The organism is Prochlorococcus sp. G4PB16 (assembly GCF_059772465.1).
Window position 1 is genome coordinate 1,804,826 of record NZ_CM186289.1, and the last position, 18,446, is coordinate 1,823,271.

General features: G+C 36.4%; 18 protein-coding genes. 9 read left to right on the plus strand and 9 right to left on the minus strand.

Translation table 11 applies throughout. From position 1 onward, the window contains the following. The first annotated feature begins 15 nt into the window (after positions 1-15). From AC6EIZ_RS10190 to proC, 4 genes are all read left to right on the plus strand, one after another. Entirely contained in the window at positions 16-282 is a 267-nt protein-coding gene (locus tag AC6EIZ_RS10190) for a PipX family protein (protein ID WP_498510973.1), read from the plus strand. 1 nt (position 283) lies between these two features. Then, on the plus strand, positions 284-931 hold the full coding sequence (locus AC6EIZ_RS10195; RefSeq protein WP_498510974.1) for a YggS family pyridoxal phosphate-dependent enzyme: 648 nt from the start codon (positions 284-286) through the stop codon (positions 929-931). A gap of 157 nt (positions 932-1,088) precedes the next feature. Next, a complete protein-coding gene (locus AC6EIZ_RS10200) occupies positions 1,089-1,664 on the plus strand; it encodes a cell division protein SepF (RefSeq protein WP_498510975.1) in 576 nt (191 codons plus the stop codon). A 12-nt stretch (positions 1,665-1,676) separates the two neighbouring features. Next, positions 1,677-2,519 (plus strand): pyrroline-5-carboxylate reductase, encoded by an 843-nt coding sequence (gene proC, locus AC6EIZ_RS10205; protein ID WP_498510977.1) that lies wholly within the window; start codon positions 1,677-1,679, stop codon positions 2,517-2,519. Here the strand turns inward: proC and AC6EIZ_RS10210 are convergent. The 4 genes from AC6EIZ_RS10210 to hpf form a co-directional block, all read right to left on the minus strand. Further along, complete coding sequence (locus AC6EIZ_RS10210) at positions 2,410-3,684, minus strand: glycosyltransferase family 4 protein (RefSeq protein ID WP_498510978.1); 1,275 nt, start codon at positions 3,682-3,684, stop codon at positions 2,410-2,412. The genes proC and AC6EIZ_RS10210 overlap by 110 nt on opposite strands. A gap of 102 nt (positions 3,685-3,786) precedes the next feature. Then, positions 3,787-4,599 carry a DNA repair protein RecO gene (gene recO / locus AC6EIZ_RS10215; protein WP_498510979.1) on the minus strand — a complete coding sequence of 271 codons (813 nt, stop codon included), beginning with the start codon at positions 4,597-4,599 and terminating at the stop codon, positions 3,787-3,789. Then, positions 4,596-5,282, minus strand: coding sequence for a deoxyribose-phosphate aldolase (gene deoC / locus AC6EIZ_RS10220; RefSeq protein WP_498510980.1), 687 nt, complete (start codon positions 5,280-5,282; stop codon positions 4,596-4,598). The genes recO and deoC overlap by 4 nt, the downstream gene beginning before the upstream one ends. 13 nt (positions 5,283-5,295) lie before the next feature. Beyond that, on the minus strand, positions 5,296-5,880 hold the full coding sequence (gene hpf / locus AC6EIZ_RS10225) for a ribosome hibernation-promoting factor, HPF/YfiA family (RefSeq protein ID WP_498510982.1): 585 nt from the start codon (positions 5,878-5,880) through the stop codon (positions 5,296-5,298). On the opposite strand from hpf, the gene lipB reads away from it, so the two are divergent. From lipB to queA, 5 genes are all read left to right on the plus strand, one after another. After that, on the plus strand, positions 5,863-6,585 hold the full coding sequence (gene lipB, locus AC6EIZ_RS10230; RefSeq protein ID WP_498510984.1) for a lipoyl(octanoyl) transferase LipB: 723 nt from the start codon (positions 5,863-5,865) through the stop codon (positions 6,583-6,585). The genes hpf and lipB overlap by 18 nt on opposite strands. A gap of 47 nt (positions 6,586-6,632) precedes the next feature. Next, positions 6,633-8,606, plus strand: coding sequence for an AMP-binding protein (locus AC6EIZ_RS10235; protein ID WP_498510986.1), 1,974 nt, complete (start codon positions 6,633-6,635; stop codon positions 8,604-8,606). Between the two features lie 80 nt (positions 8,607-8,686). Further along, positions 8,687-9,121, plus strand: coding sequence for a YlqD family protein (locus AC6EIZ_RS10240; RefSeq protein ID WP_498510988.1), 435 nt, complete (start codon positions 8,687-8,689; stop codon positions 9,119-9,121). Between the two features lie 192 nt (positions 9,122-9,313). Beyond that, positions 9,314-10,684 (plus strand): dihydrolipoamide acetyltransferase family protein, encoded by a 1,371-nt coding sequence (locus AC6EIZ_RS10245; RefSeq protein WP_498510989.1) that lies wholly within the window; start codon positions 9,314-9,316, stop codon positions 10,682-10,684. A 53-nt stretch (positions 10,685-10,737) separates the two neighbouring features. Beyond that, complete coding sequence (gene queA, locus AC6EIZ_RS10250) at positions 10,738-11,835, plus strand: tRNA preQ1(34) S-adenosylmethionine ribosyltransferase-isomerase QueA (protein ID WP_498510991.1); 1,098 nt, start codon at positions 10,738-10,740, stop codon at positions 11,833-11,835. Positions 11,836-11,844: 9 nt separating this feature from the next. Here the strand turns inward: queA and cysK are convergent, their stop codons facing one another. The 5 genes from cysK to AC6EIZ_RS10275 form a co-directional block, all read right to left on the minus strand. Continuing rightward, positions 11,845-12,831, minus strand: a complete 987-nt coding sequence (cysK, locus tag AC6EIZ_RS10255; RefSeq protein WP_498510993.1) for a cysteine synthase A — start codon at positions 12,829-12,831, stop codon at positions 11,845-11,847. Between the two features lie 88 nt (positions 12,832-12,919). Then, a complete protein-coding gene (locus tag AC6EIZ_RS10260) occupies positions 12,920-14,386 on the minus strand; it encodes a PLP-dependent transferase (protein ID WP_498510994.1) in 1,467 nt (488 codons plus the stop codon). Then, a complete protein-coding gene (locus AC6EIZ_RS10265; RefSeq protein ID WP_498510996.1) occupies positions 14,383-15,552 on the minus strand; it encodes a trans-sulfuration enzyme family protein in 1,170 nt (389 codons plus the stop codon). Before AC6EIZ_RS10265 ends, AC6EIZ_RS10260 begins: the two co-directional genes overlap by 4 nt. A 1,387-nt stretch (positions 15,553-16,939) precedes the next feature. Then, on the minus strand, positions 16,940-17,485 hold the full coding sequence (locus AC6EIZ_RS10270; protein ID WP_498510998.1) for a PAP/fibrillin family protein: 546 nt from the start codon (positions 17,483-17,485) through the stop codon (positions 16,940-16,942). 21 nt (positions 17,486-17,506) lie between these two features. Next, positions 17,507-17,704 (minus strand): hypothetical protein, encoded by a 198-nt coding sequence (locus tag AC6EIZ_RS10275; RefSeq protein ID WP_498511000.1) that lies wholly within the window; start codon positions 17,702-17,704, stop codon positions 17,507-17,509. Positions 17,705-18,446: the final 742 nt, after the last annotated feature.

Genomic DNA, 18,446 nt, shown 5'->3' on the forward strand with positions numbered 1-18,446 from the left:
TAAAAAAATCAAGATTTGAACGCTGAACGCTATCTAAATCATCCAACTTTTGGAATGCTATATCTAGTGTCACCGGCAACTAATGGTAGAGATGTATATGCAACTTTATATGCACAGAAAATATTCTTTTTAGTTACTTCGCAACCTCGTGGAGCAGCCTTTGAAGTCATTCCATATATGGATGCTAGGCATTATTCCGAAATGCATTTATCTAAATGTAAAAGAGATAAATTGTCTGACATTGCTGTTTGGCTGGAATTATTTAATCAAACTTTTATGTGATTTGATTTTGACTTACTCTAATAAATTAAAATTAATAAAAGATTCTTTACCCTCAGGGGTTAATTTACTTGCAGTAAGCAAGGGCCATACTCAAGAATCTATACGTAAACTTTCTGCTCATGGTCAGTTGGATTTTGGAGAAAGTCGTTTACAAGAGGCTGTTCTAAAAAAAAACGACCTGAATGATTTAACGCAACTCCGATGGCATTTCGTGGGTACATTGCAGAAAAATAAAGTTCGAGGAGTGATTAAAGAATTTGATTTTATTCATTCAGTTGATTCTTTGCCTTTGCTAGAACGAATTTCTAGGATTTCACTAGAAGAGCAAAAAATTCCAAATATTTTTTTACAAGTAAAATTTCTGGATGATCCAAAAAAAGGTGGATTTTCAAAACAAGATCTTTTGCAAAGTTGGTCCAAAATTTTTGCTTTGGAGAATATTCATTTAATTGGCCTAATGACAATCCCACCTCTGGCAATTAATTCGTATCAAAGAAAAGATTTATTTTGTGAATGTAGAAATCTTGCAAATCAACTCGGATTAAAGGATTGTTCAATGGGGATGAGCAATGATTGGCAAGAGGCTATTGAAGGTGGTGCCACTTGGATTCGTTTAGGATCAATTCTATTTGGTAAACGTCAAACTTAAGTTAATTTCTGAAGATATGAAAAAACTAATAAAAAAGCTTGCCCCTGAGGTTAAGTAACGTTATCTAAGTATATGGTTCATCCTTCAATGTTGTTGAAGATGCATCGATTGTTGGCTTATCCAACTATTAAACAAATTATTCCGAGAGGATTAACTGGTGTCGCTTATTTCCCGCCTTCGTGCTGTCGTTGCTGGTGATGACTTTTTAGATAGTGATTTTGATGATCTCGATTACGAAACAAGTGATGATTTTGAAAATTTCAATAGAGCTAACAAAGAAGGAAATGGAGAGATGGCAACCATTTCTCAGCCCAATCCCTTTGATGGCAGGAGTGGATTTACTTCTTCCAATGTGATTGGGATGCCTGGTATATCTACAAATGATTCTGAAGTGAGTTTGATGGAGCCACGTAGTTTTGATGAAATGCCGAGAGTGATCCAGGCTTTGCGTGAGCGTAAAACAGTTATTTTGAATCTGACAATGATGGAGCCTGATCAAGCTCAAAGAGCTGTTGATTTTGTCGCAGGTGGAACGTTTGCTATTGATGGACATCAAGAAAGAGTTGGAGAAAGTATTTTCCTTTTTGCACCTTCTTGCGTAACTGTAACTAATTCATTTCAAGAGGAAGCTTCTCCTTCAAGTATGACTAATAAAGGAGCTGATTTAATTTCTAAGGAGTCCTCTCCTGCGCCAGCGCCTGCTTGGGGGGAGACAGTCGCTACAGCTCTTTGATAAAAAAATAGATTGGAAATTTCAATTGGAATAATTGGTCTTGGAAGTATGGCTAAAGCCATTGTTTCACCTCTTATTCAAAGAGGTGAATACAAGTCTGAGCATGTTTTTGGAATTGTTGGCAGTAGGTCAAGTATTGCACCTGCATCGAATGATCTTCCAAAAGGAGTAAAAGTAGTATCGAGTGAAGATTCTTTGTCTAGAGAGGTATGGAATGCCCCTTTGAAAATATTGGCTGTGAAACCTCAACAATTTGGCAAAATCAAAGAATATGACTCTTCGTTCCAATCGAATGATCAGTTTCCTAAACCATTGTTGATTTCAGTTTTAGCTGGAATAACATTGAAAAGTCTTAAGAAATCTTTCCCTGGGCACACATGTGTAAGAGCTGTCCCAAATACCCCTTCCCTCGTGGGGGAGGGCCTTACTGGGTTGTCTTGGGAGGATGAGATAACTTTGGATCAAAAGATACTAGTTAAAAAGATTTTTGAACCTATTAGTGAGATTTTTGAATTACGGGAGCGAATGCTTGATTCCTTTTTGGCTTTAACTTCTTCAGGGCCTGCCTATATAGCTTTAGTGGTTGAAGCAATGGCTGATGGTGCTGTTGCTTCAGGATTGCCAAGATATTTATCCAATCAATTAGCTCATAAAACCCTTTCAGGTACAGCATCTCTACTAAGAGAAAAGAGTTTGCATCCTGCTGAACTGAAAGATATGGTTGCTTCTCCTGCAGGGACTACAATCAGCGCTCTTCGACACCTTGAACTTGCGGGTTTGAGATCTGCTTTAATTGAAGCAGTCGTTTTGGCAGCTCAGAAGAGTCGTCAATTGGCTGAAGAGTTTTCGAGTTAGATGACATAAGAACGTTTGTATATAGATTTTCAAGTGAGTCAATATTTTGTTGAAGTGTATATTTTTCTTCTACTCTTAAACGTGCACGTCTACCTAGTTCGCTTGTAAGTACTGGTTGCTCGTGCAAAACAGGTAACAGAGTTCTTAATTGAGAAGTAACTCCCTCAGTATTAAGTATGATTCCTGCTCCATTTTTAAGCACTTCTCCATCTGCGCCTGCATCTGTCGCCACGCATGCTGTCCCAGTTGCCATGGCTTCGAGCAATGCGATAGATAATCCCTCTACAAGACTTGGAAGTAAAAACACCTCAGCGATTTGCAGAAGAGCGACTCTTTTATTTTGATCAGCTTCGTATCCCCACCAAATAACATTATCTTCTTTATTGAAGATTGAATGATTTTCAAGTGTTGGCCTTAACGGACCATCTCCTACTATTACTAGTCGACATCCTTTTGGCTGGACAAATCTCCATGCACGAAGCAACGCCTCAACGTTCTTTTCAGAGGCTATTCTGCCCATATAGATAAATATTCTCTCATGACCTAGCTTTTTCCTTATTTCAAGTTGAAGCTCATTTTGTAAATCACTGTGATTAAGAGGCTTCCATTTTTTTATGTCAATTCCATTAGGTATTACATCAAGCCGGTTTTCTTTGACTCCTAGCTTTGCGAGCACTTCTGCTTGCAAAGCTGAAAAAACAATTACTTTGTCATACCTAGCTAATGATGGTGCATAAAGTTGATAGGTAAGTTGCTGTGTATTCGCAGTAAGATTTCTAAGCTTTGAATCGAAAGCTGGGTGAAAAGTTGCGATTAAAGGTAAATCAAGTTGATGACATAACTCCGGAAGTCGAAAATCTAATGGAGAAAGAGTCAGACTTGCATGGACCAAATCAGGTTTAAGTCTTGAAAGAGATTCTCTAAGCTCTCTTTGAGCATTCAAGGAAGGGATTGTATAAACTTGAGATTTAATTAAATAAGGAAGACTTACGTCTGGATCGTTTGCGAGAAGGGAAGTCTTATTATTCCCCTCTCTACGTGGGTTGTCAAAGTGAATAAAACTTGTTTGATATCCTCTTTCTCTAAGTTCTTCAGTCGTACTAAGCCCATAACAGACGTTTCCGCAAAAAGGTGTTTTTTTGCCTAGCCAGGCTATATGGGTCAAACTCTAAAAAACCGGTATTTAAAACTAGCAGCTAGTATAAATTTCTTCTCAAACTATTGTTAATAGTTAAATAATTTATAAATAAAGTTTGTTTAAAAATAATTATATATATTTCTTCTTAGTATTTAGATCATTGCTAATTATTACTTCTCTCATCATTTGAAGAGATGTAATTTTTCTTTGTAAATGTGTCTCGATCCAAGTCTCAACAATCTTTAGTAATTTTAACCAGACTGTTTTAGGACCTAATAATTTTCCTTTACTATGAAAAGGTAGCTTTTCAAGTAATAGTCTTTGAAGTAGTGCAAGTTCAGAAGGATTCAGCTCAATTATTGCGTTAGGTATTGTTCCAATTGCAAAACCTTCTTCAGGAATAAAGCTGCACTTCCAGCTCCAATCCCCAATAGGGGGTATTAGCCTAGAGCCTGAATGACAACAGTTTTGAAGTGGCAAGCAATATCCTCCCAAAGCTAATAAATGAATACACGATTGAACGCTTATTGCTAAAGCTTCTAATGTATCAAATTCTGTTTTATGTAAGTTATTTAGTCTATCTAAATGGATTAAAACCAGTTTAAGTAAATCTTTTTGCGGATCTTCATTCCCAACCATAATCATAATTAGCTCTGAAATTGCTTGTGCTGCTGAAAGTGTTTCGATGCTTTTCCCAAGATTCCCATAACTCTTCAGAATCTTTATTTGTGTAACTCTCCTAAGATTTTTTTTCCCGACGATATATAAATCTAAAAAATTAAAAGGAGATGTTGCTCCAAGTCGACTTTTGGGTTTTCTTGCTCCTGGTATTGCAAGACGAGATATTCCATTTTCTTCAGAGAGTACGGTTAAAAGCCGGTCATTCTCACCGAGAGGGCCTACTTTTAAAGACAGTCCTTTTAATCTTTGAGTTGAACTCATTCATCCTTTTTCTTTTGTTCTTGGGCAATTTCAAATCCAAAACTTGTTCCAATATATGTAGATCCTGCTTCAATTATTTCTATTGCTTGTTCAAAAGTTTTAATACCTCCTACGGCCTTAATTGAGCAGCGATTTTTAACAATTCCTGAGACCTGATGGGCTTGATTTTTTGTGACAGCTTGTCCAAAACCATTCCCTATTTGAATTCCAGTTGCGCCTCCATCAATTGAAGCATTTATTGCTATCGAAAGTTTTGATGAGATTAATAGTGCATTTGAATCAATTATTACTCTTACTGGGATGCCGAGTTCACTTATTTGATTTATTTCCTCAGCAAAAAGTTCGATATTTCCTTCTTTTAATGCAAAATAATTTGGAACAAAATCTAATTCTTCTGCTCCTTTTTCGATTGCATACTCGGCTTCTTTGAGTTTGTTAGAAGTTGGTATAAAACCAAAAGGAAAGGCAATTACTGCTATTAATTTTGTAGTATTTTTGCTCCCTAACCTTTCACGAACAATTGGTAGATGAGAAAGACTGGTGCATAAACCTGCAAAGCCATGTTGCTTTGATGCATCACAAATTTGAACAAGCATTTCTTTATCGAAATGAGGATTTAAGACTGCTTGATAAATCACATTAGAAATATTGGTATGTGCTTCTTCCAGTGTGTTTTTATTCATTTGACTAGTAGAATTAAATTTTTTCTTGGATTACGCCATATCCTCCATGATTTCTCTTGTATATCACTCGCAAAGCTGAGCCTTCTTCCTCTCTAAATAAATAGAAGTCATGATCAATTAGGTCTAATTGTATTCTTGCTTGCTCAATGGTCATAGGATTCATCTCAAAATATTTGCGTCTTACTCCTGGGCTAGGTAGATGTGCTTCTTTACCTTCAATAAGTGAATGATCAGAGGAAGAAAAATTTTGAGTTTCTTCGTTTTGGACTGATTTCGTTGACTGATTACTATGAACATTGTGACTGTTATGTCGCTCTTTATACTTACGTAATTGCCGTGCAAGTTTATTTGCTACTAAGTCAATGCTTGCATAAAGATTTTCACTTCTTTCTTGGGCTCTTATTACTGTTCCGTTTGCAAAAACAGTCACCTCAGCTGTCTGTTGTGGCACGCGAGGATTTCGAGCGACTGAGAGGTGGACATCAGCTTCTTGTACCATTTCTTGGAAATTGTGAGTTGCTTTATCAATTTTTGTTTTGGTGTAATCACGAAGTGATGGAGTTAATTCAAGATTGCGTCCATGAATAAGAAGCTTCATTCTGTTTCGCCTGAATCCGGGCCTAATAGCAACTTAGATCTAACCCCTCAACTTGCACAATCTTCTTCCGCTTTTCTTTTTGAACCTAAAAATATTGTGCCATTTGAGACTGCGTTAGGTTGGCAGAAGAATTTTCAGCAAACCCTTATTAAGGAACCATTCTCGCCACAAGCAGTATGGTTTCTTGAACATTGTTCTTGTTACACAATAGGTAGAGGTAGCAACAAAAATAATTTGTTATTCGAAGAAAATAAATCTCCTTTACCCATTTTTACTATTGAGAGAGGAGGTGAAGTCACGCATCATATGCCTGGGCAAATCGTTGGATACCTGGTTTTAAATTTAAGTCGTTATAAAAAAGATTTATTTTGGTATTTAAGAGAATTGGAGCAAGTGCTTATTGATGTTCTTGACTTGTTGGGAATAGAGGGGAAGAGGATAAATGGCCTAACAGGAGTTTGGTGTGAAGATAAAAAGGTTGGTTCCATAGGAATTGGTTGTAAGAGATGGGTTACTCAACATGGATTTTCACTAAATGTAGATTGTGATCTTATTGGTTTTGAGAAGATAATTCCTTGTGGACTGGATAACGTGAAATTAGGTAAAGTCAGTGACTTGATACCTGGCATCAAAGTCTGTGACGTTAAGCCGCTTTTAAGGGAATCTGTTAAAAGACGTTTTAACTTAAACTGGGAAAACATATAAATTGACCTTTTAGGTATTACTAAAAAATAAAAAATTATTTTTTTGCTATGACAAAAACTAACTCACAAAAAAATATATTTGCTTCTAAAGATGCTTTGGCTTTTTGGGTACCTAATAGAAAAGAGAAACAATCAATTAACAGAAGATCTCATCTTGAGAAGATCTCTCAAGTTGATGAGATTTGGGAATCACTGAAAGTTCAGTTAGGGGATGTATTAGCGGTTGAATCACCGCATACTTTCCACCCAGAAAGATTTACATATGAAGAGCTTGCAGAAAAAATATCTCAGGCAGCATTGGCTTTTTCTCAGAGCGGGGTAGAACCTGATGATGTGGTCGCTCTTTTTGCAGAAAATAGTCCTAGATGGCTCATTGCCGATCAAGGCCTTATGCGAATTGGCGCAACAGACTCTGTAAGAGGTTCGACTGCTCCTCCAAGTGAGCTTAGATATATTCTTGAGGATTCAAATGCGGTTGGATTGATTGTTCAAAATTCTGATGTCTGGGAGAGACTTTCGCTTAATGATGATCAAAAAAATAATTTGAAATTTGTTCTTCAACTTGAGGGTGAAGCTTGTGAAGGCGTTTTAGAATGGGAGAGTTTCTTGCAGAAAGGATTGAATACAAAAAATGCAAGTATTCGGAAGAAAATAATTGAGAGGAAAACAACAAGAATAGCAACTATTTTATATACTTCTGGAACGACAGGTAAACCCAAGGGCGTTCCACTAACACACTCTAATTTATTACATCAAATTAGGTATCTTGCTTGCGTAGCAAATCCCTCGCCGGGAGCGCCTGTATTAAGTGTGTTACCAATTTGGCATTCATATGAACGTAGTGCAGAATATTATTTTTTTTCTTGTGGTTGTACTCAAACTTATACATCAATTAGGTATCTAAAGGAAGATTTGCAAAGGGTAAAACCAATAGTTATGGCAACAGTTCCAAGACTTTGGGAGTCAATAAAGGTAGGGTTTGAGGATGCCGTTGATAAAATGCCAAGGCTTAGAAAGACCTTGATTAACAGTGCTATTTCTAATAGTAAGGCATATAAATTGGCATTAAGAAAACTTTATTTTTTAACGATTGATAGTGTTTCTAGATTAGAACAAACTATCTCTTTTCTAGAGATACTTTTGCGGTATCCAATTCATAGAATTTCTTCTATTTATTTATGGCCAAAAATTCTTAGTAAGATTTGCGGAGGAAGATTGAGATACCCAATTAGTGGAGGAGGCGCAATCGCTCCGCATATTGATTCTTTCTTTGAAGCTTTAGGTGTTGAATTATTAGTTGGTTATGGCTTGACGGAGACTAGTCCAGTCCTCACATGTAGAAGACCTTGGAGAAATATACGAGGAGGTGCAGGTCAACCTTTACCAGAGACTGAGATCAAGATTGTAGATCCAGAAACTTTCCAAATAAAAAAGCTACGTCAAAAAGGATTGGTTCTAGCTCGTGGACCTCAAATAATGTCTGGTTATTTCGGAAAACGATCTGAATCGAGGAAGGTTTTAGATTCTACTGGCTGGTTTAACACTGGTGATTTAGGCATGTTGCTTTCTGATGGATCCCTAATCTTGACTGGGAGAGCAAAAGATACCATTGTGCTAAGTAGTGGAGAAAATATTGAACCTGGTCCGTTGGAGGAATGCTTGATTGCAAGTCCATTAATTGAGCAGGCTTTGCTATTGGGTCAAGATCAAAAACATCTTGCTGCTTTGATTGTTCCAAGAATTGATCAAGTAAAAGGCTGGCTAGCTGAAAGGGGTGTAAATTCACAAATTGTTCTTGGTCTATCTTTAGAAAATTATGAATTAAGACAAGCGCTAAGATTGGAAATCAATAAGTTACTAGCAAATCGTCCAGCATCTAGAAGAGAAGAGAGATTATTTTCAATTGCTTTAGTTGAGCCATTTACAATAGAAAATGGTTTGTTAACACAAACTCTTAAGCAAAAACGTGAAAGTATTATTCAACGTGATTTGAAACTTATAGATGAAATATACGGTTTGTAATTTGTTTGTTTGGTCAATTAAATTGACCAATACTATCTTTTGCTGAGACCCTATTGATCCAATAGTGATTTATTTATCAGGTGGATTCAATTTCTATAAAACGTTCAATAACGGTCAGAGCAGTTGTAACACCTTCATGGAAAGAGGATGCCGAACGTGAATTAAGTAATGCAATATCAGCAATAGACCAGCAACTAGGTGAATTAGAAAAAGAAGGACAACAAATTGTTGATGGTATTAGACGACAGAGCTCCAACCCACTTGACCCAAGAGTTCAAGAGCAAGTCGCTCAAGTTCAGAACCAAGTTGCTTCTAAGAGATCCGAATTTGAAGAGCAAAAAAGAAATCTCCTCGCGCAGCAATCTCAAGTTCGCGAGTTAGAGATGGAACAAATCGTCGAGCAAGGACAAATTGACAGTTTTTGTGATTTAAAAGTTGGTGATAATTTAGTTACTAAAATGGGTGTGAGTATTTTGGTCAGAGATGGCGTTGTAGAGGCAATTGATCAAGATTGAAATTTGATCGAACTACAATTTATCCAATCAGAGAATTTCTGATATTAAGAAGAAATCCACATAAAAAAAACTATCGTTGTAAGGACACACATGTAGAACTAACATTGGTATGTATTGATACTTGCAAAGCTTCTAGATAGAAAATTTTGAAGCCTTGCCACAAACTCTCCATAAAGGGAATAGGAACAAATTATGGCCACTTATGACATCTTCATGCCTGCTTTAAGTTCAACAATGACTGAGGGTAAAATAGTTGAGTGGCTGAAAAAACCTGGAGATAAAGTTGAAAGAGGTGAGTCAGTTTTAGTTGTTGAGTCAGATAAAGCTGATATGGATGTTGAGTCTTTCCAAGATGGCTTTCTTGCTTCGATTGTGATGCCTGCTGGCAGTTCTGCACCTGTTGGAGAGACAATTGGATTGATTGTTGAGACAGCAGATGAGATAGCAGCGGCTCAATCTAATGCACCTTCCATCACACCTCAATCAATAAGTCAAAAGGAAGCGAGTTCATCTACTCAGGTTCAAAAAAAAGAAGCCTCCGTTGATTCTTCTAGAACAACAGAAGTTAAAAAGGAACCTGATGTACCTCTTGTCCCTACACCTTCTATAAAACAGCCTCAGTTTTTAAATGATGGTCGAATTGTCGCTTCTCCAAGAGCTAAAAAACTTGCGTCTCAAATGGGTGTTGATCTATCTACTGTAAGGGGTTCAGGACCTCATGGACGGATACAAGCTGAAGATGTTCAAAGTGCAACAGGTCAACCTATAAGTGTTCCTTGGATTGCTGAAAGTAATGCTCCAGCAAAAGTTATTAATGATATACCTCGCGTAGAAAAAAAATCAGTTGCCTCTGATAAGCCACCTGCTGCAGGTAAAAGTTTTGGATCTAGAGGGGAAACGATTGCATTTAATACTCTTCAACAAGCTGTAAATAGGAATATGGAGGAAAGCTTAAATACTCCTTGTTTTAGAGTCGGATATTCAATTCTTACTGATGAATTGGATTCTTTTTATAAACAAGTAAAGCCTAATGGTGTAACTATGACAGCTTTACTTGCTAAAGCAGTTGGTTTAACTCTTGCAAGGCACCCTCAGGTGAATGCAGCTTTTAGTTCTGAGGGGATTGCTTATCCTTCACAAATAAATGTAGCCGTTGCTGTCGCAATGGAGGATGGAGGGTTGATAACTCCAGTTTTGCAAAATGCTGACGAGACTAGTCTCGCTGATTTATCCCTTCAATGGGCAGATCTTGTTAAGCGTGCCAGAAATAAGCAATTAGAACCTCAAGAATATAGCAGCGGTACATTTACCCTCTCTAATCTAGGTATGTTTGGTGTGGATCGTTTTGATGCAATTCTGCCCCCGGGGACAGGAGCAATTTTAGCTGTGGGAGCTTCCTTGCCTAAAGTTATTGCTTCTAAAGATGGTTCGATTTCAATCAAAAAACAGATGCAAGTAAATCTTACCGCTGATCACAGAGTGATCTATGGGGCTGATGGAGCACTATTTCTGAAGGATTTGGCTTACTTAATCGAAAAAAATCCATATAGCCTCTCATCTTGAACTTTAATTGGTCGAACCACAAGTGATTTTTTCTTACTTTAATCTGATTTGAAGTGCTAGATCAAAAAGATAATCTTTTAAGCTCATACAACTATGATTTGCCAAATGATTTAATTGCTCAATCACCTGCAGAGAGTAGGCATGATGCAAAATTGATGATTGTTAAAGATGGGTTGGATGAGTCTTTAAACCTTGTCCATGCAAAGGTATGGGACTTGAAGGATATCTTGAAGGCTGGTGACCTCTTGATTGTTAATAATACGCGAGTGATTAAGGCAAGATTAAAAATTCGATTATCAGGAGGAGGTTTAGGTGAGTTATTGCTAATGGAACCAAGGGGGAATGGTCAATGGCTTTGTTTAGGTCGCCCTGCTAGACGTATGAGAAGAGATGATCAATTATGGTTGGATAACTCTCCCAATAATTCTTTATGCTTAAAGGTTATTGATAAAGATGAAAGTACAGGCGGAAGAATTATTCAATTTCCTAATGAATTTACGAGTAGGAAGGAAATGGAAAAATTGCTTGATTTATGTGGTGAAGTTCCATTGCCTCCCTATATAGATAAGGATAAGTCTAGTGGACATGAGGAAAGATATCAGACTAGATTTGCATCGAAGCCAGGATCTATAGCTGCTCCCACAGCGGGTTTACATCTAAGTGATGAACTTATAGAAAATTTAAAAATCAGAGGTATTAGAATCGCGCAAATTACTTTGCATGTCGGCTTAGGAACTTTTAGACCATTAGAAAAAGAAGACCTATCTAATCTGCATTTACACAGTGAGTGGATAGATGTCACTGAAGCGACTATAAAAGCGATAACTAATTGCAAGGAAGAGGGGGGGAAAGTCTTTGCTGTTGGTACTACTAGTGTTAGAGCTGTTGAGGCTGCATACCTTTCAGGAAAAGGCGTCTTGAAACCATTTGAGGGCAAGGTGAATTTGGTCATTAAGCCAGGATTTCAATTTTCCGTAATCGATGGATTGCTCACTAATTTCCACCTCCCAAAAAGTTCCCTATTGCTTTTAGTTAGCGCTCTAATTGGCCGAGAACGTATGTTGAAACTTTATCAAAATGCTATTTCGAACAAATATCGATTTTTCTCTTATGGAGACGCGATGTTAATAACACCGGAATCAGTTATATAAACAAAAAAGTCAAGCTAATGATGGTTCTTTAATAACGCCTGTTGGAACATTCTCAAACATCACTGATGAGATATATCTTTCGGCAAGGTCAGGTAGAACCACAACGATTGTTTTTCCTGAAAACTCTTCTTTTTCAGCCAGTCTTAAAGCTACTGCTGCAGCTGCACCACATGAGATGCCAACCAGGAGACCTTCTTCTTGTGCTAAACGCAATGCCATTGCTATAGACTCATCATTAGAGACTTGCTCAACTTGATCGACTACCGATAAGTCAAGGTTTTTAGGAATGAACCCAGCTCCAATACCTTGGATTTTGTGAGGGCCAGGTTTTACTTCTTCTCCATTTAGAGTTTGTGTTATTACTGGGCTATGAGTGGGCTCTACGGCAACGGATAATAATGAATGATTTTTTTCTTGTTTGATATAACGAGAAACACCAGTTATTGTTCCACCTGTTCCGACTCCAGATACTAAAACATCAATTTTACCATCGGTATCATCCCAGATTTCAGGACCTGTTGTTTTGAAATGTATTTCTGGATTGGCTGGATTATCAAATTGTCCTGGCATGAAGTATTTTTGAGGGTCGCCATCTGCTATTTCCTTGGCTTTCGCAATGGCGCCAGGCATTCCTTTTGATGCTTCAGTAAGTATTAATTCAGCACCAAGAACAGCCATCATCCTTCTACGTTCAATTGACATGGACTCAGGCATCGTGAGGATTAACTTGTAACCTCGAGCAGCAGCTGTATAGGCAAGGGCTATTCCAGTATTTCCTGATGTTGGTTCAATAATGACTTTATTTTTATTGAGTAAACCTTTCTTCTCAGCATCCCAGATCATATTTGCCCCAATTCTACATTTGACGCTGTAGGCAGGGTTGCGGCCTTCAATCTTTGCAAGCACTGTTGCTTTTGTGTTTTTTGTAATCGAATTAAGTTTGACTAAGGGTGTATGACCAATAGCAAAACTATTGTCTTCATAGATTCTGGACATTTTTTAAATGACTTAATTAACTAATATTCTAAATCTATATAAAAATCTAGATAATTGGTTATTTAGATAATCTTTATTAGTGTTTTTTTTATATTACTGAATTAAATCTTGACCATAAGTCATCTTCATGTTCTAGCCCTACAGACACTCTCAATAAGTGTTCTGATACGCCGCAACTTTCAGCCCATTTTAATTCTTTAAAGTGAGCCAACTGAACATATGGACAAACCAACGTAAAATTTGTACCTAAACTTGGTCCTTTGTTTACTCTCAATAAATCATAGACTCTTTTTGATTCTTCAATCCCCCCTTTAAGTTCAAACGATAATAGACATCCATAACCTCCTCCTTTCTTTAACAGCGAATTAAAGTTTTTACAATATTGAGGATGTAAAACCTTTGAAATTTCTTTTTTTGTTTCTAATTTTTCTTTCAGTTTTAAGCAAGATTTATTTAACCTTTTTAAGCGGTCCTCAACGTCTCGACTGCTTTTCTCCAACTCGATAGCATCTGAATCGGATAGGGTTGATAATGCAACTTTAGGAATTATCTCAGCTAATTCTTTTTTCCATTTAGAAAAAGGGCTTATGACAGTACTACCAGCAAGAATATCTCCTCTTCCAGCAAAACTTTTTGTAAGTGAACTAAAAACAACATCGGCATAAGGAGTTAGATGAACATTTAGAGATGAACCGATGGTATCGTCAACGATGATTGGGATGTTTTTGTCTTGGGCTAATTTTGAAATAGAGATGAGGTCAACACATTGCAATAAAGGGTTGCTAGGTATTTCTATAATTAATGCGGCTGGATTTTTTTTATCCAGCGCTTCTTTTATATGATTTAATTTTGTGTTAACAATTAGATCACTTCCTTGGAAAATAATCTGAGGAAGTTTAAGCACGTCAACATATGGGAAGCCTATTTGAAGCGTCGAAGAAGTTCTTTTAAGAGAATTTATCGCTGATAGAATAGTCGTTAAGGCAGCCATGCCTGAACGATGTAGTCGTATTAGATTGCTATCACAATTATATATTTTTGCTAAACGATTAAGAAGTTCATTTCGAGCGCTATGCCCATCAGAAGTGGAGGGCTTTTTCTCTTTCCCAAGAGCAATTGCAGCTTCACGTGATGATAATCCAAGACCAGTGTGTTGCCAGAAGGCTTTTGCTGAAGAAGAACTCCTTTGGTCAACAATTAGACAGGAAATACCAAGAAAATCTTTTATTTTTGAAGAACAATCAGAATATTTTCTATGACAATATTTTTGAGCGCTCAAAGCAGAAGCTTTATTGGGATAGGGCCAACAACTTTGCTGTGATTGACCATGAAATTCAAGTGATTTAAGAGCTACCTCAGCAACAAACGGGTTAAACCCAAATCTAGGATAAATTGCTTTTAATGAATCAATGCAGCTTGGAACTTTCTCTTCGTAGGCGATGACATCTTCCCATCTGGGTAACGCAACCGATACGGCATGTGGCCTGTCCGGTAGAGGCTCTCCTAAATCTTTAGAACTCCAGCAAGGATCATTTAGTAAATTTCTTTCAGTCAAGAGACTTTTCCTAAGGCTTGATTTAAATCATTACTCAAGTCCTCAATATCTTCACATCCGATGGAAAATCGTATAAGTGAATCAGTGATTCCAATCTTTAATTTGGTTTCTTTGGGAACTGATGCGTGTGTCATTGTTGCTGGGTGACAAACAAGGCTTTCAATCCCTCCCAGACTTTCTGCCATTTTGAAGTAATGAAGACTTTTGCAAAATGAATAAGTTTGGGCTTGCGTTGCGTTAATAGTGGCAGTAACAATTGCTCCTCCCAGAGCCATTTGCCTTTTAGCTAATTTACATTGTGGATGATCACTCCTGAAGGGATAGCTAACTGATTTTATTGCTGGATTGTCGGCTAATTGATTAGCTATTATAGATGCATTATTTATTTGTCTATCTAAGCGAAGTGGAAGCGTTTTCACCCCCCTAGTAATAAGCCAACAATCAAAAGGAGAAGGATTTAAGCCAAGAGCTTTTTGAGCGAAATTGAGCTTATCTCTCCATGCGGTACTCTCGGTGCATACCGCACCTCCAAGTGCATCTGAGTGACCATTGATATACTTGGTCGTGCTAGTTAAAGATAAGGTCGCTCCAAGCTTAAGAGGCCTTTGTATTAGAGGTGTCGCAAAAGTATTGTCTACCACAACAGGAATTTTCATTTTATTTGAGACATGACAAATCTCTTCAATATCAATAATTTTAAGGAGTGGGTTTGTCGGACTTTCGATCCAAATCATCGCGGGTTTGTTATTTGAAATGACTTCTTTAAAATTGGGCTTAGTAAAGTCTATCCATTGAGTTCTTAATCCAAAACGTTTAAAAACTTGTTCAAATAGTCTCACCGTACACCCATAAAGGTTTTCCTCACAAAGTATTAAGTCTCCAGCTTTAAGAGAGGACACTATTGCTGTAATAGCAGCGACCCCAGAACTAAATACACTTGCGAACTGACATTCTTCCAGATCAGACAAAACTGATTCAAGAATTCGAAAATTTGGATTCCCTGAACGAGTGTAGTCAAAGCCACTTTCATTGCCATGAACGAACGTTGAGGTTTGGAAGATTGGAGACATTATTGATCCAGTCTCTTCAGAAAAATTTTTTTTGTGATGTATGACTCTTGTGTTTACTCCAGCTCTGAACTCTTTTTCTCTTTTTATTGATCTCATATTCTTTGAGTTGTTTTTCTATAGGCTATAGAAAAACATGAAAAACCCCCTAAAAAAAGGGGCTATATAATTAAATTTAATGAGAAAGAGCCATGTGAAGCCCATACCTTTCATGAGTAATACATGGCTTTAGCAATAGCAACTGTTTGTAAAGAAATTTAAGTTGGATTCAAGTTTGACTATCTGTTTGACGGATTTTCATGATATTTGCGAAATCAGTCTGACTAGCTATCCGTACAAAAATAGTATCACACTTACCTTGTTTGGAAGCGAGCATGAGAAAAATGAAACCTGATTACTTCGCGATGAATCTATTTGAAAATATCTTTAACAATCAAGTCTTGATGACTTCCCTGATTGCATCAATATGGATTGTTCCAGGTTTTATATTTACGAGAATGACAAATCAAAAATTCAAGAGAAGAGAACTTACAAGACGAACAAAGAGAGTGTCAAAACTTTACCCTTCTTCTTAGTTTGTGAAAGGTGAAAAGTATTGGACATAGTCTTAAAAACAAGCGAGCTTAATTATTTATTAAAGAGTTTGAGGAAATTTTGAAAAAGCCATTGTTAGATGATTTGTAGAACCGAAGTGATTATCTAAGAAACCTATAAAACAATCCAATAGGTAAAAATGCCCCGAACTGGTTACCCCTACACCGACAAACCTATGCGAAAAAAACTAACTTCTATATTAATTAGACAATTACACAAAATACAGGAAATTAATCAGCTATGCATGCAATAACTAAAATTACTGCTGCTAAGCTATTGCTTCTTATAAATCTTCCAGCAATCCTTTTATTAGCTGGGGCTTTCGAAATTGGTTCTTCAGTACTTACCTAATTATGACTTCATTGAATAAAAACTTTAGTGAATCAAACTTTAAAAAGTTCATTCCTCTTATTTTTGCAGGAAACTTCTACATATTTATAGCGTTTTTTAGTTTCATGATGGAAGGATAAGAAATGACTACACAAGAAAGAATTCAAGCTGCTGAACAACGCATTAAAGAATTACAAACACTAATTGAATATTTGAAGAACGAAAAATGAAATTAACTTGGGATTCTTTCTGAGGCTCCAAAATTTTTGACATATTAAGAACTAGAATTTCTCTTCTTGCCAGAGTCTTCATTTGTTACTTTTCCGAGAGTGAATCTATAAAAAGTAATTTACGCTTAACCTCGAAAAGGTCAGTTTGAATAAGCCTTATAACTGTATAAAGATTTTAAAAAGACCTGCAATCCAAGTAAAATATCCAATTAAAATTGGATAGAATGAAGGTATAAGTAGGAATTGAGGCCATAATGATATGAATGATGACCTATTTTTTCTAAAACATTTTCATGTCTTTTGATTGAGGCTTGTACTACATATCTTTACGTTTAACATGACAAAGTTAAAGGATTAAAAAACTCAGTAAGTAATAAATCATTTCTTTTTAACAAAGCAAAAGTTGTACCCTTATAACCTTTGCATATACGCAATTTGGGAGATAATACAGTTGTATCTAACCAACCTTTTTGAGTTTTTCTAATCTCTAATAAGAAACCAATCTGATTACCTAGTAACTTAGGACCTATTATTCCTGCTTTTTTAAAGCTAACGTCTATACGTTTCTGATCAATGATGTCTATCTCAGCAACAATATTAGTAGAAAAAAGATTCCCTACAAAACCTTTGGGTCTTAATAAATTCAGTCCTCTACTTCTATCTGGCTCAAGAATTTGTAAATTATCTAATAGCGGTGAATAATTTAAAAAAGGAGAGTTGGAAGTACTCCATTTTAGTTCCCATACACCTGTGAGCAAAGTAAGTTGCTTTGTTATGTCTACACTAGATTCACTTTCAGCTAGTTTAATAAGATCAACGATCTGATTTGATTTAGGGGTATGTTCAAGAACTTCTGTCAATTTTGATATAGCATTCATGGTTAATCTTTTGTTTAAAATCTAAAGTTGTTCAATGTTGATCTGGTTTGCGTATAGAACATGTGGCTGGTCTTTATTCCTGTCGTTAGCTTCAATCCATTCTTTATACTCTTCTCTTAGAGCTTTTTTATCAAGCCCATCAAGTTCCTTAAGTCTCTTTACGGCATCATTCATTGTCACTTTAAGAGTTCTTTTTAAGCTGATAGTTGGAATTTTCATACAAAGCTACCAATTAGAGAATCAGCTAAAAAAGTACAAACGACAAAAGCGAGAGTCATTGCTATGGGCTTGTTGAATAATTCGTTGGTATTCATGGTTTTTTTTAGTAGTGACCAATTGAGCTAACGAAACAAGCTAAAGCTCCGCAATAGATAAAGAATAAACTCATTTCTAACGGTCTTTGGCTAAAAAATGAGAGGTAGAAACTAGATGATTTCATGAGGTTAGCTAAAACAATTTCATTTATTTGACTTCTTTTTTTGTTGCTTCTTGAAAGCGATATTGCTAAGTAACCTCTAGTCTAGAAGTGCTAAAAGGAGCAAACAATTTAAGAAATCTCTTAAACACTCTCAAGTTTTAATGCATTTACAGGTCCAGTTGAGGTGTAGGACTCCCTCCAAAAAAGTAGTACTTGCACTACAACTTTGATCATCAAATTTACCTCTTAGCAAATGTTTGGTAGTAATGTTCATCCTTTATCAAGCAATGTTGTTTGGGACTTTATTGATAGTAAGCTCTGTCTCAAATTTTTAAATGTCTCTAGTAGAATCTACTAAGTCATAATATCTTAAACTAATTTCAAATTAAGTTTATTATCACTTGCTTTGATTTTGCTAGACATAAGTTTAATCAGATAAAGTTAAATTCAATAAACCACTTTGCAGCTCTAATCTTGAGGAATGCGAGTTAGAATCAAACCATTCAAATAAACAAAAAAAATTTATAGTTGTCTTGTATTTAC

What these genes read in the sequence shown, in the direction of transcription:
- recO (WP_498510979.1), bottom strand. Translation starts at nt 4,599, where the DNA reads ATGAGTTCAACTCAAAGATTAAAAGGACTGTCTTTAAAAGTAGGCCCT.
- deoC (WP_498510980.1), bottom strand. Translation starts at nt 5,282, where the DNA reads ATGAATAAAAACACACTGGAAGAAGCACATACCAATATTTCTAATGTG.
- lipB (WP_498510984.1), top strand. Translation starts at nt 5,863, where the DNA reads ATGAATAAGAAGCTTCATTCTGTTTCGCCTGAATCCGGGCCTAATAGC.
- hpf (WP_498510982.1), bottom strand. Translation starts at nt 5,880, where the DNA reads ATGAAGCTTCTTATTCATGGACGCAATCTTGAATTAACTCCATCACTT.
- AC6EIZ_RS10235 (WP_498510986.1), top strand. Translation starts at nt 6,633, where the DNA reads ATGACAAAAACTAACTCACAAAAAAATATATTTGCTTCTAAAGATGCT.
- AC6EIZ_RS10245 (WP_498510989.1), top strand. Translation starts at nt 9,314, where the DNA reads ATGGCCACTTATGACATCTTCATGCCTGCTTTAAGTTCAACAATGACT.
- cysK (WP_498510993.1), bottom strand. Translation starts at nt 12,831, where the DNA reads ATGTCCAGAATCTATGAAGACAATAGTTTTGCTATTGGTCATACACCC.
- AC6EIZ_RS10265 (WP_498510996.1), bottom strand. Translation starts at nt 15,552, where the DNA reads ATGAGATCAATAAAAAGAGAAAAAGAGTTCAGAGCTGGAGTAAACACA.
- AC6EIZ_RS10270 (WP_498510998.1), bottom strand. Translation starts at nt 17,485, where the DNA reads ATGAATGCTATATCAAAATTGACAGAAGTTCTTGAACATACCCCTAAA.
- AC6EIZ_RS10275 (WP_498511000.1), bottom strand. Translation starts at nt 17,704, where the DNA reads ATGAAAATTCCAACTATCAGCTTAAAAAGAACTCTTAAAGTGACAATG.